This window comes from Streptomyces sp. NPDC104581 (assembly GCF_055583685.1).
The window spans coordinates 72,924-97,937 of record NZ_JBVJNN010000026.1 but is presented as its reverse complement, the minus strand read 5'-3'; the positions used below and the strand labels follow the sequence as shown (position 1 = coordinate 97,937).

Genomic DNA, 25,014 nt, shown 5'->3' with positions numbered 1-25,014 from the left:
CCCGCCTGCTATCCTTCACAAAAAACTTTCCGCCCCCCCACTACAGGAACTACCCGCTCTCCCCCCCCCCCCCCCCCCTCCCCCCTCCCCCCCTCCCCCCCCCCCCCCCCCCCCCCGGGACGTGCCGTACGGACAGCAGGAGCGCGGCGACCGTCGCCGCCACGGCGAGCGCTCCCACCACCGGTCCTGCGCCGGCGCGTCGTCTCCCCCGGCGTCCCCGCTTCCCTCGGCTTCTCTCGCGGCGCATGTCTCCCCCGTTGTGGACATGACGACCGTGCCGGTTCGGGGGCGGGGTTCACGACCCCGTGGACGCGGTGGTGGCGCTTCCGTAAGCGAGTCGGGGCGGGACAGTGACATTCCGTACGATGCCGAGTCGCTGGGTGGCCCGGGTCAGCGCGACATACAGGTCGCTGGTGCCGCGCGGTGAGCCGTCCAGCACGGCCTCCGGGTCGACGACGATCACGGTGTCGAACTCCAGGCCCTTCGCCTGCCGGGGACCGAGCAGGACGACCGGCCTGGTGAGGTCGGGGGCGACTCCCCAGGAGGCGTCGGGGAGTTCGGCGGCGAGCGCGGACAGCAGCGCGTCGGGGGCGATCACCGCGAGCCGTCCGTCGCCGCCGTGCTCCGCCACGTGCGCGGCGGCCTGTTCGAGGGCGCTCACGGCGGCCGTACGGACGAGGCCGGCCGGCTCCACCTCCCGTACCCACGGGCCGTTACCGGTCGAGCGGACCGAACGCGGGGGCTCGAACTCCGGGTCCTCAAGACGCCGCACGCGTGCGGCGACGGCCATGATCTCGGCGGGCGTACGGTAGTTGACGCCGAGCCGTACATGCTCCCAGCGCTCACCGACGTACGGCCGCAGGATCCGCTGCCAGGAGTCGCAGCCCGCCACGTCCCCCGTCTGCGCCGGGTCGCCGACGAGCGTCATGGAGCGCGCCGGACAGCGGCGCATCAGCAACCGCCAGGCCATCGCGGACAGTTCCTGCGCCTCGTCCACCACGATATGGCCGAAGGCCCAGGTGCGGTCGGCGGCGGCGCGTTCGGCGGCGCTGCGGGTGTCGGCCTCCTCCTGGCGTTCGGCCAGGCGTTCGGCGTCGATCAGGTCGTGGGCGAGCAGGACCTCCGCGTCCTCCTCGTCCTTGTCCTCGAACTCGTAGGTACGGGAGCCGTAGCTCAGCTCCAGCACGCCCTGGGCGTACTCGATCCGCTCGCGCCGCTCGGCCTCGGCGGCGGCGCGCGCGGCGGCGTCGTCCTCGCCGAGCAGCTCGGCGGCCTCGTCGAGGAGAGGGACGTCCGCAACGGTCCAGTGGCCTTCACCGCTCACCGGCCGGCAGATCAACTCACCGTCGCCGTCGGGGAGATGGGTCGGCTCGGCCAGATAGTCCGCGACGAGGGCCCGCGGGGTGAGGGTGGGCCACAGCTCGTCGATCGCAGACTGCACGGCCGGGCTGGTGGCGATCGCCTTGCCGAGCTGTGCGACGTCGGTGGGGTCGAGGAGGTCGGGGCCGCCGTACGGGTCGGCCCCGAGCCGCTCGGCGAGCTGCCCGGTGAGGGAGTCGATGACGGAGAAGGCGAAGTGCGGCCGGGCCAGATTGTGCGGGAGGCCGGTGTCACGGGCGCGGGCCCGCGCGTCCTCGGCCATCGCGCGGTCCAGGTACAGCGTTCCGTCGTCGTGCTCGATCTCGATGTGCGGATCGGGCACCGTCTGCCGGTCGCGCAGGGCGGCGGCCAGGACGTCCGCCATCTCCGCGCGGCCCTTGACGGCGGCGGCGGCCGGGGTGTCGGTCGCGGTGGCCCGTACGCCGGGGAAGAGTTCGCCGGTCGTGGCCAGCAGCACGCCGGTCTCGCCGAGGGAGGGCAGCACCTCGCCGATGTATCCGAGGAAGGCGGGGTTGGGCCCCACGATCAGCACGGCGCGGCGCGCGAGGCGCTCGCGGTGCGCGTACAGCAGATACGCGGCCCGGTGCAGCGCGACGGCGGTCTTGCCCGTTCCTGGCCCGCCCTCGACGACGAGCACCCCGCGGTACGGCGCGCGGATGACGCGGTCCTGCTCGGCCTGGATGGTCCGCACGATGTCGCTCATGCGGCCGGTGCGGGCCGAGTCGAGCGCGGCGAGCAGCACGGCGTCGCCGTCCGGGTCCTCGTAGCCGGTGCGGGTGGTGTCGCTGAGGTCCATGATCTCGTCGTGGAGCGCGGTCACCCGCCGCCCCTCGGTGGTGATGTGCCGGCGGCGGCGCAGCCCCATCGTCGAATAGCCGGTGGCGAGATAGAAAGGGCGGGCGACGGGGGCGCGCCAGTCGATGAGCAGCGGGGTGCGTTCCGCGTCGTCCTGCCGCATTCCGATGCGGCCGATGTGATGGGTGACCCCGTCGTCGAGATCGATACGGCCGAAACAGAGACCGGATTCCACGGCATTCAGCGTGGTGACGGTGCCGGAGTGCTCGGCGACCCTGATGTCCCGCTCCACCATGGCCTGTCGACCCGTGCTGACCTGCCCGATCGACGTCCGCACGGCGTCCTCGGCCTGCTCCCGGAGCGCGTCGAGACGCTCATGGAGAAGCGAGACGAATTGCTGTTCGCTCCGCAATTCCTCGGTTGACAATTCAGCCCCTGTCCGATACTCTTTGCTCAGTTGGTTGATTTTCGGGCTTTCACCAGACACAGCCGGACACGGCAAGTGCCGTGAAAGCCGAAACACCAAATATACGCACCGCAATACCCCGACCGTCAATTCGGTGCCGGGGTATTCATGTGCGCGGGGTGCGACAGGGGGCCGCGGGGCCGCTCAGGATGTCCGGACGACGTCCTCCAGTTCCTGGAGCAGTCTGCGCTTGGGGCGGGCGCCGACCATCGACTTCACCGGTTCGCCGGCGCGGAAGACCAGCAGCGTCGGCATCGCGAGGACGCCGTAGCGGTTCGTGGTCTCCGGGTTCGTGTCCACGTCGAGCTGGACGACCTTGAGCCGTGCCGCCTCCTCGTTCGCGACGGCGCTGAGCACCGGCGCGAGCTGTCGGCACGGCGGGCACCAGTCGGCGGTGAACTCCACCAGCACCGGGAGGGCGGCCTTCAGCACCTCGTCGTCGAAGGTCGCGTCCGTCACCGCGGCGAGGCCCTCTGCCTGGATCATGTCTCTTCTCCCTCGCGTGGCTGATGGACGGTGAGCTCGCACAACGGCTGCGGCCCGCCGGCCGGGGCGGTCCCGGAGCCTGCGGCCCGGGTCCCGGCGGTCCGAGACCGGGCGGTCTCCGCCTGGGCGGCCTCGGCCCGTGCGAGCTGCTCGCCGACCCGGGCGCGTATCGAACCGAGCCGGCCGATCAGCTCGTCCAGTTCGGCGAGCTTGCCGCGGTACACGTCGAGCGAGGCGGGACAGGAGTCCCCCGCCGGGTGTCCGGCGCGCAGGCACTCGACGAACGGCCGCGTCTCCTCCAGATCGAACCCGAAGTCCCGCAGGGTCCGGATCTGCTGGATCAGCCGCAGGTCGTCCTCGTCGTACGTGCGGTAGCCGTTCCCCGCCCGCCGGGCGGGCAGCAGTCCGCGGGACTCGTAGTAACGCAGAGCGCGGGTACTGGTGCCCGCCCGCTCCGCCAGCTCGCCGATGCGCATGTCCACGACGGTAATCCTTGACGCGGGCGTCAAGGCAACGACGGATCCCATGGCTCGTCCCCCGACGCGAGGGCGTGCCGGACCGCGGCCAGGGCGTCCTCGTCGCTGGTGCCGAGCAGCCGCGCGGCGGTCACGAACTCACGGGCGCGCTCGGCGAGCTTGGCCCTGGCGTCGTCGCCCGCCGCGCCCGCCGCGGCCGCGGCCACGCGCGTACCGGAGCCGCGTCTGCTGTGCACGAGCCCCGCCGACTCCAGCTCGCGATAGGCGCGGACGACGGTGTTGTTGGCGAGCCCGAGGTCGGAGGCGAGTTGCCGTACGGGGGGCAGCCGGTCGCCCTCGCGCAGGCGCCCCACCGAGATCAGATCCGCGAGCTGTCTCCTGATCTGCTCGAACGGCGGGACGGGGGCGCCGGAATCCACCCGGATGCTGAGCCCGCCGGCGGTCATGGCCTCTCCTCGATGTGGGCGCGCGGCACGAGCAGTGCGACGAGGCACCAGCCGGCCGTGACGGCGGAGACGAGCGCGACGAGGGCGAGACCCGTCGCGCCGAGGCCGAGGGCCCACCCCCCGCAGGGGAGGGTGAACAGGGCGACGGCCATGGTCGACGATACGGCGAAGAGCGGTGCGGCCACCAACACACCCCACGCCCCGACCGTCGCCCGCGCCCTGACCCGCCGCCGTCCGTCGTCGCCCGCCCGCGCGGTCACGCGCCGCAGGGCCGGCGCGCAGACGGCGCTCCCGGCGGCGAGCCCGGTGAGGACGGGCCAGGCGTAGTACGGCCCCGGCCAGGGGCCGACCACGTACGCGTCCCCCGCACAGCTCATGGTCAGCGCCCGCCCCGCCCGCCCCGCCCCGTCGGCGGAGGCGGTGGCGACGGAGACGGCCAGCAGGACGGCCAGGAGCACGGCCTGCGCGCCGAGGGACGCGGCGAGCGCCCGCGGTATCTGGTCCCGCACCCGCCGCCGCACCACCCCCGCCTCCCGCACGTCGCGCTGCCGGGGCCGCACGACGAGATCGGCGAGCAGCACACCGGCGACGGAGCAGAGCCCGAAGACGGGGATGGCGTAGAGGAGATTGACGTCGGGCTCGGAACTGAAGACGACGACCTGATTGACCCCGAGCCCGGCCAGCGGACCGGCCCACCGGAGGGGAGCGTCGGCCCAGTCCCGCCAACTCCTGACCCGGACACCGGAATTGGACATGCGGGCTCCCTCCCGAAACACCGTCAAGCGTGTCAGCTCTCTGAGACAATCTCCCTGCCCGACCACAACTGTGTCAAGCGATTGATACGCCCGAAGGGTGGCGCGAAACCGACACCATTGGTTGCTCTCCGTAATCGAGCGAACATAAAATGCGGCCCGTCAGCACGCTCGACCACAGCGCGTGGAGGTAGGCATGGCCCGTGCCTGGGAAGCGGACCCGTCGGCCGTGTTCGAGCGACGCCTCGGCAAGTCGCCGGTGGCGCTGGGGAATTCGGACGGAAACGACGAGTGCCCCGACATCTGGCAACTCGACAACGGCGACATCGCGGTCATCGGCCGGGATCTGACAGACCACTACGCCCCGCGTCTCCCACAGGGAGTCACACTCGCTCCCGACGAGCGCCTGGTCGTCATCCCCGGAAGCACCTTGGGCGCGGCGAAGGCGGACATCCCCGATGCCTGAGACGTACGCGCCCGCACTCCTGGAGGAACGGGGCGAGCGGCTCGTCCGCGAGGTGTACCGCAAGGACTTCCGCGAGCGCAGCGCGGCACTCCGCGACGCGGACTCCTGGAAGCTGGAGAGGCGGCAGCATTTCGAGGAGCAGGGCAGCCCGAGCCGTGACGCCCTTCGCCGGGGGGAATGGGAGGAGTCGCTGCGGCTCATGGCGGAGCGCCGCGACGACCTGGCGGCGGCTGCGCGGAAGGACGAACGCCAGGGTCATGTATTTCACCGCGTTCGCGTGGTCGAGGAGCCGCTGACCCCTTATCTCCAGTGGGAATTGCACTCACTGCGGCAGCAGGCCCAATTCGGCGCGCGCGTGCGCGTCGTGAGCGCCGAATCCGTCTCCGCCGTCGAGAGATCGAGGCCGCTGCCGGAACTCGTGGTGCTCGGCGGCCGGACCCTCTTCAGGGTCCTCTACTCCGACGCGGGCGAACCACGGGGAGCGGTCCGCTTCACCGAGCCCGGCGTGGTGGCCGAATGGGGGCACTACATCAAGTCGCTCTACGAGTCGGGCGAAGACATCGCGTCGTACTTCGAACGGGCCGTGGCCCACCTTCCCGCCCCGACGAGCCAGCCGGAGTAGACGATCAGCGAGAACGGTAACGACGAGCAGCGCCCCGTCAGGTCCGCGAACGACCTGTCGGGGTCCTCGCACGATGTCGTGCAGGCCGGAAGTGTCAGCGGCGGCATTCACTTCCACGGCAGGGACAGCAAGGAGGGCGGTCCCCCGGCAGGCCCGCAGCCGCGCCAACTCCCCGCCGATGTCGCGGGCTTCGTCAACCGCGTCCAGGAACTGGACGAGTTGAACGCCATCGTGGCCGGGGAGGACGGCGAGCCGCTGGTCATCTCCGTCTGCGTCATCGCGGGCACGGCAGGCGCGGGCAAGACCTCACTCGCGCTGCGCTGGGCGCACCACGCGCGCGCCAGATTCCCCGACGGTCAGCTCTACGTCAATCTGCGCGGGTACGACCCGGGAGAGCCGGTCAGCGCACAGGAGGCCCTGCACCGTTTCCTCTCCGCCCTCGGTGTCCCGGCAGCGTCCGTGCCCCAGAACATCGACGCCGCGGCGGCCCTGTACCGCTCGCTCCTGGCCAACCGCCGGATGCTCGTCCTGCTGGACAACGCCTCCACCGCCGGACAGGTCCGGCCGCTGCTGCCCGGCGGACCGGGGTGCCTGGTCCTCGTCACCAGCAGGAGCCGGCTCTCCGGGCTGGCCGTCCGCGACGGCGCCCGCAGGCTCACGCTCGGCACACTGCCGCAGGCCGAGGCGGTGGCGCTGCTCCGGACCGTCACCGCCGGCTACCGCCCGGCGGACGACCTGGAGAAACTGACCGAACTGGCCGAACTCTGCGCGCGGTTGCCGCTCGCGTTGCGCATCGCCGCCGAGCGTGCGGCGAGCCGCCCGCATCTGCGGCTCGATGACCTGATCACCGATCTGCGGGACGAGTCGGCCCTGTGGGACGCGCTGAGCACGGGGGACGACGAGGAGGCGGAGGCGGTCCGCACGGTGTTCGCCTGGTCCTACCGCGCCCTGTCGGAGCAGGCGGCACGGCTGTTCCGTCTGCTGGGTATGCATCCGGGTCCCGAATTCGGGCTGGAGGCGGCCGCCGCGCTCGCGGCGGCGCCCGTCAGCCGGACCCGGCAACTCCTCGACTCCCTGGTCAACGCCCATCTGCTGGAGCAGATGGGCCCCGACCGCTACCAGTTCCACGACCTGCTTCGTGCCTACGCCACCGATCAGGCCCACCACGAGGAGCCCGACGGGGAGCGTGAAGCCGCACTCCACCGCGTACTGGACTGGTATCTGCACGGCGCGGACGCGGCCCGGCGCTGGATCAGTCCCGACGAGCGGCAGGTGACGCTCGCACCGCCGGGTGACGACATGCCTGCCTCGGCGTTCGCCGACTACGACTCCGCCCTGGACTGGGCCGAACGCGAACACACCAACCTCCTCCGGGCGATCCGCGTCGCGGCCGGGTCGCACGACCGACGGGCCTGGCAGTTGGCGGTCGCCGCCTGGACCGCCCGCCCCTCCTCGGCACCGGTCGGCGAGTGGCTGGCGATCGGCGACATCGCGCTGGAGGCGGCCCGGCGTTCCGGCGACCGTGCGGCCGAGGCCCGGCTTCTCACAGACCTCGGCAGGGACTACGTCCGCGTGGACCGGCTCTCCGAGGCGCTGGAGTGCCACCGGCGCGCACTGGAGATCCGCCGTGAGACCGGCGATCCCGTCGGCGAGGCGACCTCACTGAATCTGATCGGCCTCGTGCATCTTCGCAGGCGTCGATTCACCCACGCCGCAGAACACTTCGGTCAGGCCATTCCGCTCTTCCAGGAGGCGGACTCGGCGCAGTGGGCCGCGATCGCCCTGTCCAACCTGGCATCCGCCCACTACAACTCGGGCCAGTCGGCCGAGGCGTCTGCCGTCGCGCAAGAGGCGCTGGCCGCGCACCGCGGCCTGGACAATCGCCGGGGTGAGGGCAACATCCTGCGCGTCGTGAGCTGTCTCCAGCTCGAAGAGGGCAGGCCGGAGGATTCCCTGCGCTCCGCCCGGCAGGCGCTGGACATCGCGCTGACCCTGCGCGACGACCGTCTGGAGGGCTACTGGCTCATCGCCCTCGGCGACGCCCAGCGCTCTCTCGGCAAGTACGACGACGCCCTCACCTCCTACCAGCGCTCGGCCGCTCTCCACCGCCGTCTCGGCAACCGCAGCCGTGAGGCACTCGCCTGGTACGGGGCCGGGCAGACGTATCACGCGCTGGAACGGCTCGCGGAGGCCGCACAGTTCCATCGCCGGGCCGCCCAGGCGCACCGGGAGCTGGGCGACGGGTGGCACGAGGCCGTCGCGCTCGACGGGCTCGCCGGGGCGGTCGCGGAGTCCGATCCGCGGGCCGCGGCCGTGCACCGGAGCGACGCGCTGGAGTTGCTTCGCGGTTACGACGACCCCCGCGCTGTCGCCACCCGGGAACGCGTTCAGGAGGCGCTCGGCTGAGTGCGGCGGGCGGCGTGGGTGACCCAAGGAACGCGGGTCGGTGTTGAGTGGGAGTGGTCCCGGAGCCGTACAACTCCCGTGGGCGGCAGGCGCGAGGGGTGAGACCGGAGATGTCGCGCCGCCCGTCGACCTCCTGACCGTCTCCCGGACCGTCGAGCAGGCTCGCCCGCAGGGCCGTCCTTCCCGGGCGGGCCTGGACCGACGCGGTGACGCGGCGGCTCCGGGGACAGCTGGGTCCGTTGCTGCCGGAGGATCTCGGCGACACGGACCTGGCGCCCGTACGGGAACCGCACCGGATCGCCTGCCGGCTGCCCGACCGGCGCGGGCGGCCGGACGCCGGGGCTCCGGCCCCGTACGCGTACATGCGGGCGCTCGTCGCCGTCACGCGGTCGCCGGCCGCGCTCTGCGCCCGCCGGCTCGACGGCGAGCGGTAGCCGGCCGGGAGCGGGGCACGGCTTCGGGAAGTCAACGCGCCCAGGTCATTGACGGGTACTCGGGGTTCATCTAAACAACAGGGTTGAGAGCGCTCTCGGTCCTCGTACGACCCATCTCGGCACCATCCACACCGGAGGTGTTCCTTGAGAACGAGCCGCACCGGAAAGAGACCCACAGCCCGCACTCCCCTCCTCGCCGCATTCCTCGCGATGTCCGTCGCCGTCGCCGGATTCGTCGGCCTGACGACCGCCGGCACCGCCCGTGGCGACGTGCCGCCCACGCCCGGCTGGAACCTCCAGTGGAGCGACGACTTCAACGGCGGGAACGGCGCCCCGCCGTCCGCCGCCAACTGGCAGATCGACACGGGGCACGGCTACCCCGGCGGTCCGGGCAACTGGGGCACCGGCGAGATACAGAACTACACCGCGAACGCCGAGAACCTGAGTCTCGACGGCAACGGGAACCTGCGGATCACCCCGCTCAGGGACGGCGCGGGCAACTGGACCTCGGCGCGCGTCGAGACGAAACGCGCCGACTTCAAGGCACCGGCCGGCGGCACCCTGCGCATCGAGGGCCGGATTCAGATGCCGAACGTGACCGGCGCCGCCGCGGCCGGCTACTGGCCCGCCTTCTGGGCGCTCGGCGCGCCCTACCGGGGCAACTACTGGAACTGGCCCGCCATCGGCGAGTTCGACATCATGGAGAACGTCAACGGGATCAACTCCGTCTGGGCGGTGCTGCACTGCGGTGTGAACCCGGGCGGCCCCTGCAACGAGACCACCGGCCTCGGCGCCAGCCGCCCCTGCCCCGGCGCGAGTTGCCAGTCGGCGTTCCACACGTACCGCTTCGAGTGGGACCGCTCCAGCTCGCCCAACGCGCTGCGCTGGTACGTGGACGACCAGTTGTACCACACCGTCACCCAGAACCAGCTGGACGCGACGACGTGGGCCAATATGACAGAGCACGCGGGGTACTTCATCCTGCTCAACGTCGCGATCGGCGGCGCGTTCCCGGACGCCCTCGGCGGTCCCACACCCACCCCGGCCACCGTGCCGGGGCGGCCGATGCTCGTCGACTACGTCGGTGTCTGGACCCGTGGCGGCTCCGGCCCGACCGACCCGCCCACCGATCCACCGCCCTCCGGCTCGTCCCAGCTGTACGCCCGCACCGGTGGCGGCCTCGGTGACGCCGCCACCTCGGGTGCGAACGCGACACTCGTGTCGGCGGGCGGCGGCAACCGCGACGGGACGCCGTACAACCCGCAGGTCTTCACCTCCGGCGGGATCACCCGCGCCCACAACGGCGGGTCGACCCAGTTCGACCTCTTCGTCGACGCGGGTACGACGGTGGCCAACGGCCAGCAGGTACGGGTGAGTTACGACCGTACGGGCGACGGCAGCTGGGACCGTACGGAGACGTACCACTACTTCGCCACGGACCCGGCACCCGGCTTCGAGCACTACACGCAGGCCAGGGGGCTGAAGGCGTCGACCGGTTCGCACGGCGACCTCGTCAACGGCAAGGTGCGGATCGAGGTCTGGAACGCCATCGGCAACGGCGCCAGCACGCTCGGCATCGGCAATCAGTCGGTCGTCCGGATCCCGTACGGCTGAGCCACGGGGAAATGACCGGTCCGTACGGACGTCTCCGTACGGACCGGTCATTCGAGGGGCCGGAGGGTTGGGGGATCAACCCCCCGGCCCGGGTCAAGCGGTCACGCGGTCACGCGGTCGGACGGTCACGCGGCGTCGTGACCACGCCGCGTCTCGGCCGGCCGCGGAACCCCGGTGGGGTCAGACCTTCGCCGGCGTCCCGTCCGTGTCGCGCGGCTCCGGCAGGTCCGAGGAGCCGTCGGAGTCCTTCGTGAGGCTCGGACCGTCGTCGTCGCCGCCCGGCCCGTGGTCGTCGACCAGCGTCTTCTCGTCGAACGGCAGCCGGCCGGCCAGCACCTCGCCGACCCTGGCCTTGTCGATCTCCTTGGTCCACGTACCGACGAGGACCGTGGCGACGGCGTTGCCCGCGAAGTTCGTCAGGGCGCGCGCCTCGCTCATGAAGCGGTCGATGCCGACGATCAGGCCGACGCCGTCGACCAGTTCGGGCCGGTGCGACTGGAGGCCGCCCGCCAGCGTCGCCAGGCCGGCGCCGGTGACGCCCGCCGCACCCTTCGACGCGATGATCATGAAGAGGAGGAGACCGATCTGCTCACCGATGGCCAGCGGGTCGCCCATCGCCTCGGCGATGAACAGCGACGCCATCGTCAGGTAGATGGCCGTGCCGTCGAGGTTGAAGGAGTAGCCGGTCGGCACGGTGATACCGACGACGGGCTTGCTGACACCCAGGTGCTCCATCTTCGCGATCAGCCGCGGCAGCGCCGACTCCGACGACGAGGTGGACACGATCAGCAGGAACTCGCGCGCCAGGTACTTGAGCAGCGAGAGGATGTTGATGCCGGTGATGACCTTGAGAAGTACGCCCAGAATGACGAAGACGAACAGCGCGCAGGTCACATAGAAGCCGATCATGATGACGGCCAGCGACTTCAGCGCGTCTATGCCGGTCTCGCCGACCACCGCCGCGATCGCGCCGAAGGCACCGACGGGCGCCGCCCACATGATCATCGCGAGGATGCGGAAGACGAGGCGCTGGATGTGCCCGATGCCGCGCAGGATCGGCTCGCCGGTGCGGCCCATGGCCTGGAGCGCGAAGCCCGCGAGCAGCGCCACCAGCAGCGTCTGGAGCACCTCACCCTCGGTGAAGGCGGAGACCAGCGTCGTGGGGATGATGCCGACCAGGAACTCGGCGGTGCTCTCGGCCTCGCCGTCCACCTGCGCCGCGCCGACGTCGGCCGTCGCGTCCGTGATCTGGAGCCCGGCGCCGGGCTCCAGGATGTTGCCGACGACGAGGCCGATGGCCAGGGCGACGGTCGACATGACCATGAAGTAGCCGAGGGCCAGACCGCCGACCGCGCCGACCTTGGCGGCCTTGCGGACGGATCCGACACCGAGAACGATGGTGCAGAAGATGATCGGGGAGATCATCATCTTGATGAGGTTGACGAAGCCGGTCCCGATGGGCTTCAGCTCGACGGCCACCCCCGGGGCAGCGAATCCGACGGTGATTCCGAGAATCACCGCGGCGATCACGGCCAGATACAGATAATGGGTACGGTCCCGGGTAGCGGCCACGGGTCCTCCTTGACTCGTTTGTCCCTACGTGACCCTCCCGTCCCGAGGGGGTCCCGGCGACTATCCATCAGCCTGTGACACCGGTCACCCTTACGTGCATTTCGTTCATACGATTCCGGCCAGGCAGACTTGTGCCATGCAGCTACCCCGCCCCCGCAGCCTCGCAGGCCAGCTCTTCGCGATGCAGGTCGTGCTGGTCGCTGCCGTCGTGGCGGGATGTGCGCTGTTCGCGTACTTCACGGACCGGGCACAGGCCGAGGAGACCGCCGAGCGCCAGGTGACGGCCACGGCGCGCGCGATGGCCGACTCCCCGTCCGTACGGGAGGCCATCAGGTCGAAGGACCCGTCCGCCGCGCTCCAGCCCTACGCGGAGCACGTACGGGTCGACACGGGCGTGGACTTCGTCACGATCATGAAGCCGGACGGGACGCGCTGGACGCACCCCAATCCCGAGCTGATCGGGCTGCCCTTCATCGGCACCACCGAGCCGGCGCTGCTCGGCAAGACGTTCACCGAGACCTACACGGGCACGCTCGGGCCCTCCACCCGCGCCGTGACCCCGATCAAGGACGACGGGCGGATCACCGGGCTGATCAGCGTCGGCATCACCGTCGACCGGATATCCAGCCAGTTGGAGGGGCAGGTCAAAATCCTGGCGCTGGCGGCGGGCGGCGCCCTCGTGCTGGGCGGGGTGGGCACCTATGTCATCAACGCGCGGCTGCGCCGGCACACGCACGGGATGAACGCCGCCGAGCTGAGCCGGATGCACGACTACCACGAGGCGGCGCTGCACGCGGTGCGGGAAGGGCTGCTCATGCTGGACGGACGGCGCAGGATCGCACTGATCAACGACGGCGGCCAGGAGCTGCTGGGTCTCGACGACAGCGCCGTGGGCCGGAACGTCGACGAGCTCGGGCTGCCCGCCCCGCTCGTCGGCGCGCTCCTCGCGTCGGAGCCGCGGGTCGACGAGGTCCATATGACGGCGGACCGGATCGTGGTCGTCAGTACCCGTCCGGTGATCGGCGGCGAGCGGCGCGGCACGGTCGCGACGCTCCGGGACCACACCGAACTCCAGGCACTGTCGGGCGAGTTGGACTCGGAACGCGGATTCACCCACGCCCTGCGCTCCCAGGCGCACGAGGCGGCGAACCGGCTGCACACGGTCGTGTCGCTGATCGAGATGGGACGGGTGGAGGACGCGGTGGAGTTCGCCACGGCGGAGCTGGAGCTGGCGCAGGTGCTCACGGACCGGGTCGTCGGCGCGGTGGGCGAGCCGGTGCTCGCGGCACTGCTGCTGGGGAAGGCGGCGCAGGCGAACGAGCGCGGCGTGGAGCTGGTGCTCGCGGAGGACAGCCGTATCGACGACGGGGTGCTGCCGCCGTCACTCGCCGCCCGTGACCTGGTGACGGTGCTGGGCAATCTGATCGACAACGCGATGGACGCCGCCCAGGGCACGGACGGCGCGCGGGTCACGGTCACGGCGCTGATCGAGGACGGCGAGCTGCTGCTGCGGGTGCGGGACACGGGGCCGGGCGTGGCCCCCGGCGACATGGAGGAGGTGTTCCGGCGCGGCTGGTCGACCAGGGGCGCGGAACGTGGGCTCGGGCTGGCCCTCGTACGGCAGGCGGTGCACCGGGCGCGCGGCACGGTGGAGCTGACACCGGGGCGGGACGGCGGGGCGGAGTTCACCGTACGGCTCCCGCTCGGCACGCGCGCCGAGCCGGGCACGGGACCGGGCACCGAAGCGGGACAAGACACCGAAGCGGGACGGGAGGGCGAAGCGACCCCCGCCGCCGGAGCGGGCCCGGACGCCGACAGCGGCTCCGGCACGGGCGGCGGCGCCGGTCGGGGCCCCGGCTCCAAGACGGGTCCCGGTGCCGGCGCGGACAGCGGCGCCGGCGCGGCCCCGGATGCGGCGGAGACCATGGCCGGTGCCACGACCGACGGTGGGGAGCGCGGCGGATCATGACCGGCAAGGCAGACGGCGGCTCCCGCCCCATCCGCGTACTCGTCGTCGAGGACGACCCCGTCGCGGCCGACGCCCATCAGCTGTACGTGGGCCGCGTCCCCGGTTTCACGGTGGCCGGTGTGGCGCACTCCCGCGTCGAGGCGGGCCGGCTGCTGGACCGCACCGACATCGACCTGATCCTCCTCGACCTCTACCTGCCGGACGGGCACGGGCTGCAACTGCTGCGCAGTCTGCGGGCCGCCGGCCACCACGCCGACGTCATCGCCGTCACGTCGGCGCGCGATCTCACCGTCGTACGCGAAGGGGTGTCCCTGGGCGTCGTGCAGTACGTGCTCAAGCCCTTCGCGTTCGCCACGCTCCGGGACAGGCTCAGCCGTTACGCCGAGTTCCGGGCCGCCGCGGGTGAGGCCAGCGGCCAGGACGAGGTGGACCGGGCGCTGGGGGCACTGCGGGCGCCCCAGCCCGCGTCGCTGCCGAAGGGGCTCAGCGGACCGACGCTGGAGTCGGTGACGCGGGCGCTGCGGGACGAGCGGGCGGGGCTGACGGCCACGGAGGCCGCGGCGCGGCTCGGGATCTCGCGGATCACCGCGCGCCGCTATCTGGAGCATCTGGTGGGGGCGGGGCAGGCGGACCGCAGCCCGCAGTACGGTCAGATCGGGCGCCCGGAGCTCCAGTACCGGTGGATCGTCTCCACCCGGTAGCGGCGGCGGGACCGACCGCGCACCACCACCACCGCGCGGAGCCGGCGGAAGCCGTCGGCCACCGCCGGTCAACCCCCTGGTGAGGGCCCCGGCCCGCCGTGAACAATGGCTCCATGACTGTTCTCGGCGCCGTCTTCCGCCCCCAGCTTCCCCCCGAGCGACTCCGCGGCGTCGCCCGCGCCGCGGACGAGGCCGGGCTCGACGAGCTGTGGCTCTGGGAGGACTGCTTCCTGGAGAGCGGTGTCGCCAGCGCCTCCGCCGCCCTGGCCTGGACGGAGCGGCTGCGTGTCGGGGTCGGTCTGCTCCCCGTACCGCTGCGCAATGTCGCGCTGACGGCGATGGAGGCCGCCACGCTGCACCGGCTGTTCCCGGGGCGGGCGATCCTCGGCGTCGGCCACGGCGTCCAGGACTGGATGGCGCAGACCGGTTCACGCGTCGAGTCGCCCGTGACCCTGCTCCGTGAGCATCTGCTGGCGCTGCGCGCGCTGCTGGCGGGCGAGCGGGTGACCACGGACGGGCGGTACGTGAAGTTGGACGCCGTCGCCCTCGACTGGCCGCCGCCCACCGTCCCCGCGCCGCCCGCCGTGTTCGCCGGAGCCACCGGGCCGCGCACGATGCGGCTGACGGGCGAGGCCGCCGACGGCACCATCCTGACCGGCGGCACGACACCCGGCGAGGTCCGTCGCGCCCGTCAACTCATCGCGGAGGGCCGGGAGTCGGCGGGCCGGAGCGGCGGCCACCACCCGGTGGTCGTCTACCTGCACACGGCGACCGGTCCCACCGGCGCCGGGCGGCTGCGGGCCGAGCTGGACGCCACCGGTCTGCCGCACGGCGTCGCGGGCCCGGCCGCCGCCGTCGCCGAGGCCGTACAGGCGCTCGTGGCGGCCGGAGCCGACACCGTGGTCCTCCAGCCGACGCCCGACGAACCGGACCCGGAGGGCTTCATCCGCTTCACGGCCGCCGAGGTCGGCCCGCTCGTGCCCCGCGAGGAGTGAGGACTGCACGGGGATTGACCTTGAGATTGACGCGGTCCTACGGTCGCCGGGCAGCCCTTCGTGGCCAAATGAGGAGGTCGTGCCCGTGCGCCCCACCGCCCCACTGTTCCTCGTCACGGTCCTGGTCGCCGGTGCGCTCACGGCGTGCGGCGGCGGATCCGGCAGCGATCCGGACACCATCAAGGTCGCCTACAACAGATCGACGGACAACAAGATCCGCTTCAAGGACAACTACCTGGAGTCCGTGAAGAAGGACTTCGAGAAGAACAATCCGGGCAAGAAAGTCGAACTGATCCCGATCCAGGCCCCGGACAACGACTACGCCACCAAGGCGCAGCAGATGATGCGCTCCCCGAAGACCGCGCCCGATGTGGTCTACGAGGACACCTTCCGCATCAATTCCGACATCAAGGCCGGCTATCTGCGCCCGCTGGACGAGTATCTGAACAAGTGGGACGACTGGGACCAGTTCGTCGACTCGGCGAAGTCCGCGGCCAAGGCGGAGGACGGCAAGACGTACGGCGTCCCGGACGGCACCGACACCCGCGGCCTCTGGTTCAACAAGAAGATCTTCGCCGACGCGGGGCTGCCCGCCGACTGGCAGCCCGAGGACTGGGCCGAGGTGCTGGACGCGGCGCGCACGGTCAAGGAGAAGGTCCCGGACGCGATCCCGCTCAACGTCTACACCGGCAAGGGCCCCGGCGAGGCGGCGGTGATGCAGGGCTTCGAGATGCTGCTGTACGGCACGGGCGAGGACCCGCTCTACGACCCGTCGGCGAAGAAGTGGGTGGCGGGCAGCAAGGGCTTCGAGGACGCCCTCGAATTCGTCCGCACCGTGTACTCCGAGAAGTTGGGCCCCGACGTCTCCGACGCGCTCGACCCCAACATCGGCACGCGCGTCGCGACCGAGTTCTTCCCGGAGGGGAAGCTCGCGATCTCCCTGGACGGCTCCTGGATGGGGCAGAACTGGATCAACAAGGGTCCCAAGGAGTGGCCCGAATGGTCCTCCGAGCTGGCCCAGGCGCCGATGCCGACGCAGAACGGGCAGGCGCCCGGCAGTGTGTCGATGTCCGGGGGCTGGGCGTGGTCGATCCCGCAGAAGGCCCAGAACCCCGATCTGGCCTTCGAGTTCATAAGGACCCAGCAGACGAAGGAGAACGCCGTCGAGTGGGATGTCGTCGGCGCGCAGATCGCCGTCCGTGAGGATGTGGCGGCCGATCCGAGGTATCTGAAGTCGATGCCCGGTATCGACTTCTTCACGAAGCTCGTCGAGGTGACCAACTACCGCCCCGCGCTGCCTGTCTACCCCCAGGTCTCGTCCGCGATCGGTGAGGCGATGGAGTCGGTGACGACGGGTGACTCGTCGGCGGCGGACGCCGCGAAGGCGTACGACGAGCAGCTGAGGACGATCGCCGACGGCGCGGTGGTCGAGAAGTGAGCACCGGCGCGCACGCGGTCGCGGCGGTGACGGCGGCGGCTCCGTGAGCGCGGTGAGCACCGCGGGCGGCCCGGTGAGCAAGGGCGGGCCCGCGGCGCCCGCGGGGGGCCGGGAGCGGGACGGGGGCCGAGGCGGTCGCGGCGCGGCGCGCCCGCTGCGCTGGCTGCCGCTGGCCCCGGCGACCGTGCTGCTGCTCCTGTTCCTCGCCGGTCCGATCGGATACTGCGTCTGGATCGCCTTCACCAACACGCAGTTGACGGGTTCGTCCACGTCGGACTTCGTCGGCCTGGACAACTTCCGGCGGGCGTTCGCCGACGACGACTTCCGTAACGCGGTGTGGCTGACGCTCGTCTTCACCTTCGTGTCGTCGATCGTCGGGCAGAACACGATCGGTCTCGCGCTGGCGGGGCTGATGCGGGCCGCGTCCCGGCCGGTGCGCACCGTCACGGGCGCGATCGTGATCGCGGCGTGGGTGCTTCCTGAGATCGTCGCGGCGTTCCTGCTGTACGCGTTCTTCCGCCGGGAGGGGACGCTGAACGCCCTCCTGGACTGGCTCCATCTGCCGTCCCAGAACTGGCTGTTCACGCTGCCCATCCTGGCGGTGTCGTTCGCCAACGTCTGGCGCGGGACCGCGTTCTCGATGCTGATCTACTCCGCCGCGCTGTCCGAGATCCCGAAGGACATCACGGAGGCGGCGGAGGTCGACGGGGCGAACGGCGTCCGCCGGCTGTGGCACATCACGCTGCCGATGATCCGGCGTTCCATCGGCACCAATCTGATGCTCAACACGCTCTCCACCCTCTCCGTCTTCGGGCTGATCTGGGCGATGACGCGCGGCGGGCCGGGCAACCGCAGCCAGACGCTGCCGGTGTTCATGTACGACCAGGCGTTCCTCAAGAGCCTGATCGGTTACGGCACGGCGGTCGCGCTGCTGCTGCTTCTCGTGGGCGCGCTGTTCTCGGTCGTCTATGTGCGTCTGCTCAAGGTGGAGGTGTGATGAAGCGCGCCACGCGCGTCCGGCTCGCCTCGGACGCCGCGCTGTTCGTGGTGGCCGGGGCCTTCCTGCTGCCGCTGCTCTGGCTGGTGCTGTCCTCCGTCGACGCCGAGGCGGACCTGCGGGTGCGGCTGCCGTCCTCGCCGACCACGGAGAACTTCGGCGCGGTCCTCACCGACGAGATCACGTTCACGCCGATGCTCAACAGCCTGCTGCTGTGCGGCAGCGCGACGCTGCTGACGGTGGCGTGCGCGGCGCTGGCGGCGTATCCGCTCTCCCGCTACCGCTCGCGGTTCAGCCGCCCGTATCTGCTGACGATCCTGTTCACGACGTGTCTGCCGATCACCGCGATCATGGTCCCGGTGTACGGGCTGTTCGTCCAGGTCAACCTGGTCGACACGATGTACGGTACGGCGCTGTTCCTGGCGACGTCCCAACTGCCCTTCTCCATCTGGCTGATGAAGAACTTCATGGACGGGGTGCCGACCGTCCTGGAGGAGGCGGCGTGGACGGACGGGGCCTCGATGCTCCAGACGCTGACCCGGATCGTGCTGCCGCTGATGGGGCCGGGGATGACGGTCGTGATGATCTACACGTTCATCCAGCTCTGGGGGAACTTCTTCGTCCCCTTCATGCTGCTCCTGTCCCCCGACCAACTGCCCGCGTCCGTGTCGATCTTCACCTTCTTCGGCAACTACGGATCGGTGGTCTACGGCCAGTTGGCGGCGTTCTCCATTCTCTACTCGACACCGGTGCTGCTGCTCTACATCCTCATCTCGCGCCGGCTGGGGGGTGGGTTCGCGCTGGGCGGCGCGGTGAAGGGCTGAGTCACCGGACCCGCGCGGCGCCCCGGGGAGCGACCTAGAAGACCGACTCGGCCTCGAACATCCGGTTCTCCGGCACCGTCTTGAGGCGGGTGACGGCCTCCGCGAGCGGCACCATCGTCACCGATGTGCCGTTCATCGAGGTCATCCTGCCGAAGTCGCCGTTGTGGACCGCCTCCACCGCGTGCCAGCCGAAGCGCGTCGCCAGCACCCTGTCGTACGCCGTCGGTGTGCCGCCGCGCTGCACATGGCCGAGGATGACGGGCCTGGCCTCCTTGCCCAACCGCCGCTCCAGCTCGCCCGCGAGGTGGTTGCCGATGCCCTCGAAGCGTTCGTGGCCGAACTGGTCGATCTCGCCCCGTACGTAGTGCATCGAACCCTCGGCCGGGTGCGCGCCCTCGGCGACACAGATGACCGCGAACTTCTTGCCGCGCGCGAAGCGCTCCTCGACCATCTTCACGATGCTGTCGACCTCGAAGGGGCGCTCCGGCAGGCAGATGCCGTGCGCGCCGCCCGCCATGCCCGACTCCAGGGCGATCCATCCGGCGTGCCGGCCCATGACCTCGACGACCATCACACGCTGGTGCGACTCGGCCGTGGTCTTGAGCCGGTCGATGGCCTCGGTGGCGACCGTCACAGCCGTGTCGAAGCCGAAGGTGCGGTCGGTGGAGGAGATGTCGTTGTCGATGGTCTTGGGCACGCCCACCACGGGCATGCCCGCGTCGGCGAGCATCCGGGCCGCCGTGAGGGTGCCCTCGCCACCGATCGGGACGAGCGCGTCGATGCCGTACTTGCGGCCCAGCTCGTCGGCGCTCTCGGCCGCCTCCCGCAGCCGGCCGCGCTCCAGCCGGGCGGACCCGAGGATCGTGCCGCCGCGTGCCAGGATGCCGCTGACCGAGTCGAGGTCGAGAGGGCGGTAGTGGCCGTCGAGAAGACCCTTGAAGCCGTCCTCGAAGCCGATGACCTCGTCGCCGTGTCCGGTGACGGCACGGTGGACGACCGAGCGGATCACGGCGTTCAGGCCGGGACAGTCGCCGCCTGCGGTGAGAACTCCGATACGCATCGCGCTGTGTCTCCTGCTCACTCGGGGTGTGGTCTGGTGCGGGCCTGCCACGGGCCGTACCGCCTACCCGTCTCGGAGGCGCCGTACCCACCCCCACGGGTATTGTCAAGAGGGCTTTGCCACCCTAACGGGCCCAACGGCCGAAACAGGAATTTCGCTTCCCGCCCCGCCAGCGCGGGGCCGCACCAACTCCCCCTCTTCCCCCATCTTCGTCGAACAGGAGAGCACGCGTGACCCGCAGCGTGTACGTGACCGGCATCGAACGCGGAGACGGCCGGCAGGTCGTCGAGCTGGGAGTCATGGAGCTTCTGACCCGCCAGGTGGACCGCGTGGGCGTCTTCCGTCCACTGGTCCACGCCGACGGCCCCGACCGCCTCTTCGACCTGCTGCGCGCCCGTTACCGGCTCTCGCAGGACCCGGCGTCCGGCTACGGCCTCGGTTACGCGGAGGCCGCCGGCATCCAGGCCGACGGCGGTACGGACGAGCTGGTCTCGCGGCTCGTCCGGCGCTTCCACGAGGTCGCGCGGGAGTACGAGGTGGTGCTCGTCCTCGGCACGGACTTCGCCGACACCCAGCTCCCCGACGAGCTGTCGCTCAACGCGCGGCTGGCCAACGAGTTCGGCGCCTCGGTGATACCGGTGGTCGGCGCCAAGGGCCAGCACGCCGACTCCGTACAGGCGGAGGCGCGCAACGCCCACCGGGCGTACGCCGGTCTCGGCTGCGACATCCTCGCGATGGTCGTCAACCGGGTGGCCCCCGAGGACCGCGACGCGATCGACACGCAGCTGCGGCAGCAGTTGCCGGTGCCCTGCTACACGCTGCCCGACGAGGCGGCGCTCGCCGCTCCGACCGTCGCGCAGATCACCCGGGCCCTCGGCGGCACGGTGCTGCTCGGGGACGACGCCGGCCTGGCGCGTGACGCGCTCGACTTCGTCTTCGGCGGCGCCATGCTGCCCAATCTGCTGGGCGCCCTGACTCCGGGCTGTCTGCTGGTCACACCGGGCGACCGGGCCGATCTGGTGGTGGGCGCGCTGGCCGCGCACTCGGCGGGCACTCCGCCGATCGCGGGCGTGCTGCTGACGCTGGACGAGCGGCCGGCCGACTCCGTCCTCACCCTCGCCTCCAGGCTCGCGCCCGGCACGCCGGTCGTCTCGGTGGTCGCGGGATCCTTCCCCACGGCCGGTGAACTCTTCGCGCTGGAGGGCAAGTTGGGCGCCGACACACCGCGCAAGGCGGAGACGGCGCTGGGCCTGTTCGAGCGGTACACGGACACCGGTGACCTGCTGGCGCGGATGTCGGTGGCGCGCAGCGGCCGGGTGACGCCGATGATGTTCGAGCACGACCTGCTGGAGCAGGCCCGCGCCGTACGCCGCCGGGTCGTCCTGCCGGAGGGCACGGAGGAACGGGTGCTGCGGGCGGCCGACGTGCTGCTGCGCCGCGACGTGTGCGATCTGACGCTCCTCGGGGACGTCGACGTCATCGTCAAGAAGGCCGCCGATCTCGGTATCGACCTGGCGGGCACGCAGCTCGTCGACCCTGCGACGGACGAGCTGCGGCAGCGGTTCGCCGAGCGTTACGCCGGGCTGCGCGCGCACCGGGGCGTGACGGTGGAGCTGGCGTACGACGTGGTGGCCGACGTGAACTACTTCGGGACGCTGATGGTCGAAGCGGGGCTGGCCGACGGCATGGTCTCGGGCTCCGTGCACTCCACGGCGGCCACGATCCGCCCGGCGTTCGAGATCATCAAGTCCGTGACGCCCTCGTCGAGCGTCTCCTCGGTCTTCTTCATGTGCCTGGCGGACAAGGTGCTGGTGTACGGCGACTGCGCGGTGATCCCGGACCCGGACGCGGGACAGCTCGCGGACATCGCGGTGCAGGCCGCCGCGACCGCCGCCCGGTTCGGCGTCGAGCCGCGGATCGCGATGCTCTCGTACTCGACGGGGACCTCGGGTTCGGGAGCGGACGTCGACAAGGTGCGCGAGGCGACGAAGCTGGTGCGCGCCGCGCGGCCCGAGCTGAGGATCGAGGGGCCGATCCAGTACGACGCCGCGGTGGATCCGTCCGTCGCGGCGACGAAGCTGCCCGACTCGGAGGTGGCGGGGCGGGCGACGGTGCTGATCTTCCCCGACCTGAACACCGGCAACAACACGTACAAGGCCGTGCAGCGTTCGGCGGGCGCGGTGGCGGTGGGGCCGGTGATGCAGGGGCTGCGCAAGCCGGTGAACGACCTCTCGCGCGGCGCCCTGGTGCAGGACATCGTGAACACCGTCGCCATCACCGCCGTCCAGGCACAGGGCGACGGCGCGTGACACCGCCGGGTCCCGGCCACACCGTCCCCTCCACGAAAGGCAGTCCGCCCGTGACCTCGCAGGCCACCCGAGTCCTCGTACTCAACTCCGGTTCCTCCTCGGTGAAGTACCAGCTCCTCGACATGCGCGACGGGGCCCGTCTCGCCGTCGGCCTCGTCGAGCGCATCGGCGAGAGCACGTCGCGGCTGGTGCACACACCGTCGGGCGACGGCACGGGCCGGCGCGAGCGTACGGGACGGATCGCCGACCACGAGCGGGCGCTGAAGGCCGTCGCCGAGGAACTGGCCCTGGACGGTACGGGTATCGACTCCCCCGAGCTGGCGGCGATCGGCCACCGCGTGGTGCACGGCGGGCTGGAGTTCAGCGCGCCGACGGTGATCGACGACGCCGTGCTCGCGGAGATCGAGCGGCTGGTGCCGGTGGCGCCGCTGCACAACCCGGCGAACATCACGGGCATCAGGACCGCGCGGGCGCTGCGCCCCGATCTGCCGCAGGTCGCCGTCTTCGACACCGCGTTCCACACGACGATGCCGGAGCACGCCGCGCGGTACGCGATCGACGTCGCGACGGCCGACGCGCACCGCATCCGGCGCTACGGCTTCCACGGCACGTCGCACGCGTACGTCGCACGGCGGACCGCCGAACTGCTGGGCCGCGCGCCGGGTGAGCTGAACCTGATCGTGCTGCACCTGGGCAACGGGGCGTCGGCGTCCGCCGTCGCGGGCGGACGCTGTGTGGACACCTCGATGGGGCTGACCCCCTTGGAGGGGCTGGTGATGGGTACGCGCTCCGGGGACATCGATCCGGCCGTGGTCTTCCATCTGGAGCGGGTCGCCGGGATGGGCACCGACGAGATCGACGAACTGCTCAACAAGAAGAGCGGGTTGACGGGGCTCTGCGGTGACAACGACATGCGGGAGATCCGCCGCCGGGTGGACGCCGGTGACGCCGCGGCGACGCTGGCCTTCGACATCTACGTCCACCGTCTGAAGAAGTACATCGGCGCCTATTACGCGGTGCTCGGCCGGGTGGACGCGGTGGTGTTCACCGCCGGCGTCGGCGAGAACGCGGCGCCGGTGCGGGAGGCCGCGATCGCCGGGCTCGGGGAACTGGGGCTGGCCGTCGACGCGGAGCTCAACGCCGTGCGGTCCGGCGAGCCGCGCCTCGTGTCGCCGGAGCGTTCGCGCGTCGCGGTGGCCGTGGTGCCGACCGATGAGGAAATGGAGATCGCCCGCCAGACCTTCGCATTGGTCGACGCCTGAGCGCCGCCCCGCCCATTTGTACCTTCCGCCAGACGGAATATTCCGAGCCGAAACAAACCGATAGGATCCGCCTTATGCGCCGTTCCAAAATCGTCTGCACACTGGGCCCCGCCGTCGACTCGTACGAGCAGCTGAAAGCGCTCATCGAGGCCGGTATGAACGTGGCCCGACTGAATATGAGCCACGGGTCCCACCCCGAGCACGAGGAGCGGTACCACCGCGTCCGGAAGGCGGCCGAGGCCACCGGCCGGGCCGTGGGCGTGCTCGTCGACCTCCAGGGCCCGAAGATCCGGCTGGAGACCTTCGCCGAGGGCCCCGTCGAGCTGGTGCGCGGTGACGAGTTCGTCATCACCACCGAGGACGTCGCCGGGGACAAGGGCATCTGCGGCACCACCTACAAGGGCCTGCCCGGGGACGTCGCGAAGGGCGACCAGGTCCTGATCAACGACGGCAACGTCGAGCTGCGGGTGACCGAGGTCGAGGGTCCGCGGGTCAGGACGCTGGTGGTCGAGGGCGGGGTCATCTCCGACCACAAGGGCATCAACCTGCCGGGTACGGCGGTCAATGTCCCCGCGCTCTCCGAGAAGGACGTCGAGGACCTGCGCTTCGCCCTGCGGATGGGCTGCGACATGGTCGCGCTGTCCTTCGTGCGCGACGCGGACGACATCAACGACGTCCACAAGATCATGGACGAGGAGGGCCGCCGGGTCCCCGTCATCGCCAAGGTCGAGAAGCCGCAGGCCGTCGCCAACATGGAGGCCGTCGTCGCGGCGTTCGACAGCATCATGGTGGCCCGCGGCGACCTGGCCGTCGAGTACCCGCTCGAAAAGGTCCCGATGGTGCAGAAGCGGCTCATCGAGCTGTGCCGCCGCAACGCCAAGCCGGTGATCGTGGCGACCCAGATGATGGAGTCGATGATCACCAACTCCCGTCCGACGCGCGCCGAGGCGTCGGACGTGGCGAACGCGATCCTGGACGGGGCCGACGCGGTGATGCTGTCGGCGGAGTCGTCCGTCGGCGCGTATCCCGTCGAGACGGTCAAGACGATGTCGAAGATCGTCGTCGCGGCCGAGACGGAGCTGCTGTCGAAGGGGCTCCAGCCGCTCGTGCCGGGCAAGAAGCCCCGTACGCAGGGTGGTTCGGTCGCCCGCGCGGCCTGCGAGATCGCGGACTTCCTGGGCGGCAAGGCGCTGATCGCCTTCACCCAGTCCGGCGACACGGCCCGCCGTCTGTCGCGCTACCGCACCTGTCAGCCGATCCTCGCCTTCACGACGGACGAGGCGACGCGCAACCAGCTCTCGCTGAGCTGGGGCGTCGAGTCCTTCGTCGTACCGCACGTGGACACCACGGACGCGATGGTCGACCTGGTGGACGCGGAGCTGCTGAAGCTTCAGCGCTACAACGAGTCGGACACGATGGTCATCACGGCCGGCTCCCCTCCCGGCGTCCCGGGCACGACGAACATGGTCCGCGTCCACCATCTGGGCGGCACCCTCACCCCGCAGAGCTGAACGCGCGATCGCCGGCCGGCCCGTGGTGGGCCC

At 71.2% G+C, this 25,014-nt stretch carries 21 protein-coding genes; 14 read left to right on the top strand and 7 right to left on the bottom strand.

Annotated features, from left to right (window positions below; translation table 11 throughout):
- Positions 1-295 precede the first annotated feature (295 nt).
- The 5 genes from ACZ61E_RS21740 to ACZ61E_RS21720 all read right to left on the bottom strand — a co-directional run bounded on the left by ACZ61E_RS21740 (position 296) and on the right by ACZ61E_RS21720 (position 4,804).
- Complete coding sequence (locus ACZ61E_RS21740; protein ID WP_469701486.1) at positions 296-2,587, bottom strand: HelD family protein; 2,292 nt, start codon at positions 2,585-2,587, stop codon at positions 296-298.
- Positions 2,588-2,785: 198 nt separating this feature from the next.
- Positions 2,786-3,127 carry a thioredoxin gene (trxA, locus tag ACZ61E_RS21735; protein WP_469701481.1) on the bottom strand — a complete coding sequence of 114 codons (342 nt, stop codon included), beginning with the start codon at positions 3,125-3,127 and terminating at the stop codon, positions 2,786-2,788.
- Positions 3,124-3,603 carry a MerR family transcriptional regulator gene (locus ACZ61E_RS21730; protein ID WP_469701485.1) on the bottom strand — a complete coding sequence of 160 codons (480 nt, stop codon included), beginning with the start codon at positions 3,601-3,603 and terminating at the stop codon, positions 3,124-3,126. Before ACZ61E_RS21730 ends, trxA begins: the two co-directional genes overlap by 4 nt.
- Before the next feature lie 29 nt (positions 3,604-3,632).
- Complete coding sequence (locus tag ACZ61E_RS21725) at positions 3,633-4,049, bottom strand: GntR family transcriptional regulator (protein ID WP_469701480.1); 417 nt, start codon at positions 4,047-4,049, stop codon at positions 3,633-3,635.
- Positions 4,046-4,804 carry a hypothetical protein gene (locus ACZ61E_RS21720; protein ID WP_469701479.1) on the bottom strand — a complete coding sequence of 253 codons (759 nt, stop codon included), beginning with the start codon at positions 4,802-4,804 and terminating at the stop codon, positions 4,046-4,048. Before ACZ61E_RS21720 ends, ACZ61E_RS21725 begins: the two co-directional genes overlap by 4 nt.
- Positions 4,805-4,997: 193 nt before the next feature.
- Between ACZ61E_RS21720 and ACZ61E_RS21715 the strand changes: the two genes are divergently transcribed.
- The 5 genes from ACZ61E_RS21715 (at position 4,998) to ACZ61E_RS21695 (ending at position 10,343) form a co-directional block, all read left to right on the top strand.
- Positions 4,998-5,267 carry a hypothetical protein gene (locus ACZ61E_RS21715; protein ID WP_469701478.1) on the top strand — a complete coding sequence of 90 codons (270 nt, stop codon included), beginning with the start codon at positions 4,998-5,000 and terminating at the stop codon, positions 5,265-5,267.
- Positions 5,260-5,889, top strand: coding sequence for a DUF6879 family protein (locus ACZ61E_RS21710; RefSeq protein ID WP_469701477.1), 630 nt, complete (start codon positions 5,260-5,262; stop codon positions 5,887-5,889). Before ACZ61E_RS21715 ends, ACZ61E_RS21710 begins: the two co-directional genes overlap by 8 nt.
- A gap of 519 nt (positions 5,890-6,408) precedes the next feature.
- Complete coding sequence (locus tag ACZ61E_RS21705) at positions 6,409-8,295, top strand: tetratricopeptide repeat protein (RefSeq protein ID WP_469701484.1); 1,887 nt, start codon at positions 6,409-6,411, stop codon at positions 8,293-8,295.
- A 206-nt stretch (positions 8,296-8,501) separates the two neighbouring features.
- A complete protein-coding gene (locus ACZ61E_RS21700) occupies positions 8,502-8,729 on the top strand; it encodes a hypothetical protein (protein ID WP_469701476.1) in 228 nt (75 codons plus the stop codon).
- Positions 8,730-8,939: 210 nt separating this feature from the next.
- Positions 8,940-10,343: a glycoside hydrolase family 16 protein gene (locus ACZ61E_RS21695; protein ID WP_469701475.1), complete on the top strand. Its 1,404-nt coding sequence runs from the start codon at positions 8,940-8,942 to the stop codon at positions 10,341-10,343.
- Between the two features lie 180 nt (positions 10,344-10,523).
- Here ACZ61E_RS21695 and ACZ61E_RS21690 read toward each other — a convergent pair whose 3' ends face one another.
- The gene (locus tag ACZ61E_RS21690; RefSeq protein WP_469701474.1) at positions 10,524-11,915 is read right to left on the bottom strand and encodes a cation:dicarboxylate symporter family transporter; all 1,392 of its coding nucleotides are present in this window, start codon (positions 11,913-11,915) and stop codon (positions 10,524-10,526) included.
- Positions 11,916-12,051: 136 nt separating this feature from the next.
- Here ACZ61E_RS21690 and ACZ61E_RS21685 point away from each other — a divergent pair, with 136 nt between their 5' ends.
- The 6 genes from ACZ61E_RS21685 to ACZ61E_RS21660 all read left to right on the top strand — a co-directional run bounded on the left by ACZ61E_RS21685 (position 12,052) and on the right by ACZ61E_RS21660 (position 18,839).
- Entirely contained in the window at positions 12,052-13,884 is a 1,833-nt protein-coding gene (locus ACZ61E_RS21685; protein ID WP_469701473.1) for a sensor histidine kinase, read from the top strand.
- Positions 13,881-14,585, top strand: coding sequence for a response regulator (locus ACZ61E_RS21680; RefSeq protein ID WP_469701472.1), 705 nt, complete (start codon positions 13,881-13,883; stop codon positions 14,583-14,585). The genes ACZ61E_RS21685 and ACZ61E_RS21680 overlap by 4 nt, the downstream gene beginning before the upstream one ends.
- A gap of 113 nt (positions 14,586-14,698) precedes the next feature.
- Positions 14,699-15,580 (top strand): LLM class flavin-dependent oxidoreductase, encoded by an 882-nt coding sequence (locus tag ACZ61E_RS21675; RefSeq protein ID WP_469701471.1) that lies wholly within the window; start codon positions 14,699-14,701, stop codon positions 15,578-15,580.
- Positions 15,581-15,665: 85 nt separating this feature from the next.
- Positions 15,666-17,018: an extracellular solute-binding protein gene (locus tag ACZ61E_RS21670; protein ID WP_469701470.1), complete on the top strand. Its 1,353-nt coding sequence runs from the start codon at positions 15,666-15,668 to the stop codon at positions 17,016-17,018.
- Positions 17,019-17,061: 43 nt separating this feature from the next.
- On the top strand, positions 17,062-18,015 hold the full coding sequence (locus tag ACZ61E_RS21665) for a carbohydrate ABC transporter permease (RefSeq protein ID WP_469701469.1): 954 nt from the start codon (positions 17,062-17,064) through the stop codon (positions 18,013-18,015).
- Positions 18,015-18,839, top strand: coding sequence for a carbohydrate ABC transporter permease (locus tag ACZ61E_RS21660; RefSeq protein WP_469701468.1), 825 nt, complete (start codon positions 18,015-18,017; stop codon positions 18,837-18,839). Before ACZ61E_RS21665 ends, ACZ61E_RS21660 begins: the two co-directional genes overlap by 1 nt.
- Before the next feature lie 34 nt (positions 18,840-18,873).
- Here the strand turns inward: ACZ61E_RS21660 and ACZ61E_RS21655 are convergent, their stop codons facing one another.
- On the bottom strand, positions 18,874-19,899 hold the full coding sequence (locus ACZ61E_RS21655; RefSeq protein WP_469701467.1) for an ATP-dependent 6-phosphofructokinase: 1,026 nt from the start codon (positions 19,897-19,899) through the stop codon (positions 18,874-18,876).
- A gap of 230 nt (positions 19,900-20,129) precedes the next feature.
- On the opposite strand from ACZ61E_RS21655, the gene pta reads away from it, so the two are divergent.
- From pta to pyk, 3 genes are all read left to right on the top strand, one after another.
- A complete protein-coding gene (gene pta, locus ACZ61E_RS21650) occupies positions 20,130-22,208 on the top strand; it encodes a phosphate acetyltransferase (protein ID WP_469701466.1) in 2,079 nt (692 codons plus the stop codon).
- A gap of 50 nt (positions 22,209-22,258) precedes the next feature.
- Positions 22,259-23,470 (top strand): acetate kinase, encoded by a 1,212-nt coding sequence (locus ACZ61E_RS21645; protein WP_469701465.1) that lies wholly within the window; start codon positions 22,259-22,261, stop codon positions 23,468-23,470.
- A gap of 74 nt (positions 23,471-23,544) precedes the next feature.
- On the top strand, positions 23,545-24,981 hold the full coding sequence (gene pyk, locus ACZ61E_RS21640; RefSeq protein WP_469701464.1) for a pyruvate kinase: 1,437 nt from the start codon (positions 23,545-23,547) through the stop codon (positions 24,979-24,981).
- Positions 24,982-25,014 lie beyond the last annotated feature (33 nt).

Excerpts from the sequence above, each read along its gene's own strand:
- trxA (WP_469701481.1), bottom strand. The coding sequence starts at position 3,127 with ATGATCCAGGCAGAGGGCCTCGCCGCGGTGACGGACGCGACCTTCGAC.
- ACZ61E_RS21730 (WP_469701485.1), bottom strand. The coding sequence starts at position 3,603 with ATGCGCATCGGCGAGCTGGCGGAGCGGGCGGGCACCAGTACCCGCGCT.
- ACZ61E_RS21725 (WP_469701480.1), bottom strand. The coding sequence starts at position 4,049 with ATGACCGCCGGCGGGCTCAGCATCCGGGTGGATTCCGGCGCCCCCGTC.
- ACZ61E_RS21720 (WP_469701479.1), bottom strand. The coding sequence starts at position 4,804 with ATGTCCAATTCCGGTGTCCGGGTCAGGAGTTGGCGGGACTGGGCCGAC.
- ACZ61E_RS21715 (WP_469701478.1), top strand. The coding sequence starts at position 4,998 with ATGGCCCGTGCCTGGGAAGCGGACCCGTCGGCCGTGTTCGAGCGACGC.
- ACZ61E_RS21710 (WP_469701477.1), top strand. The coding sequence starts at position 5,260 with ATGCCTGAGACGTACGCGCCCGCACTCCTGGAGGAACGGGGCGAGCGG.
- ACZ61E_RS21705 (WP_469701484.1), top strand. The coding sequence starts at position 6,409 with ATGCTCGTCCTGCTGGACAACGCCTCCACCGCCGGACAGGTCCGGCCG.
- ACZ61E_RS21695 (WP_469701475.1), top strand. The coding sequence starts at position 8,940 with ATGTCCGTCGCCGTCGCCGGATTCGTCGGCCTGACGACCGCCGGCACC.
- ACZ61E_RS21685 (WP_469701473.1), top strand. The coding sequence starts at position 12,052 with ATGCAGCTACCCCGCCCCCGCAGCCTCGCAGGCCAGCTCTTCGCGATG.
- ACZ61E_RS21680 (WP_469701472.1), top strand. The coding sequence starts at position 13,881 with ATGACCGGCAAGGCAGACGGCGGCTCCCGCCCCATCCGCGTACTCGTC.
- ACZ61E_RS21675 (WP_469701471.1), top strand. The coding sequence starts at position 14,699 with ATGACTGTTCTCGGCGCCGTCTTCCGCCCCCAGCTTCCCCCCGAGCGA.
- ACZ61E_RS21660 (WP_469701468.1), top strand. The coding sequence starts at position 18,015 with ATGAAGCGCGCCACGCGCGTCCGGCTCGCCTCGGACGCCGCGCTGTTC.
- ACZ61E_RS21655 (WP_469701467.1), bottom strand. The coding sequence starts at position 19,899 with ATGCGTATCGGAGTTCTCACCGCAGGCGGCGACTGTCCCGGCCTGAAC.
- pyk (WP_469701464.1), top strand. The coding sequence starts at position 23,545 with ATGCGCCGTTCCAAAATCGTCTGCACACTGGGCCCCGCCGTCGACTCG.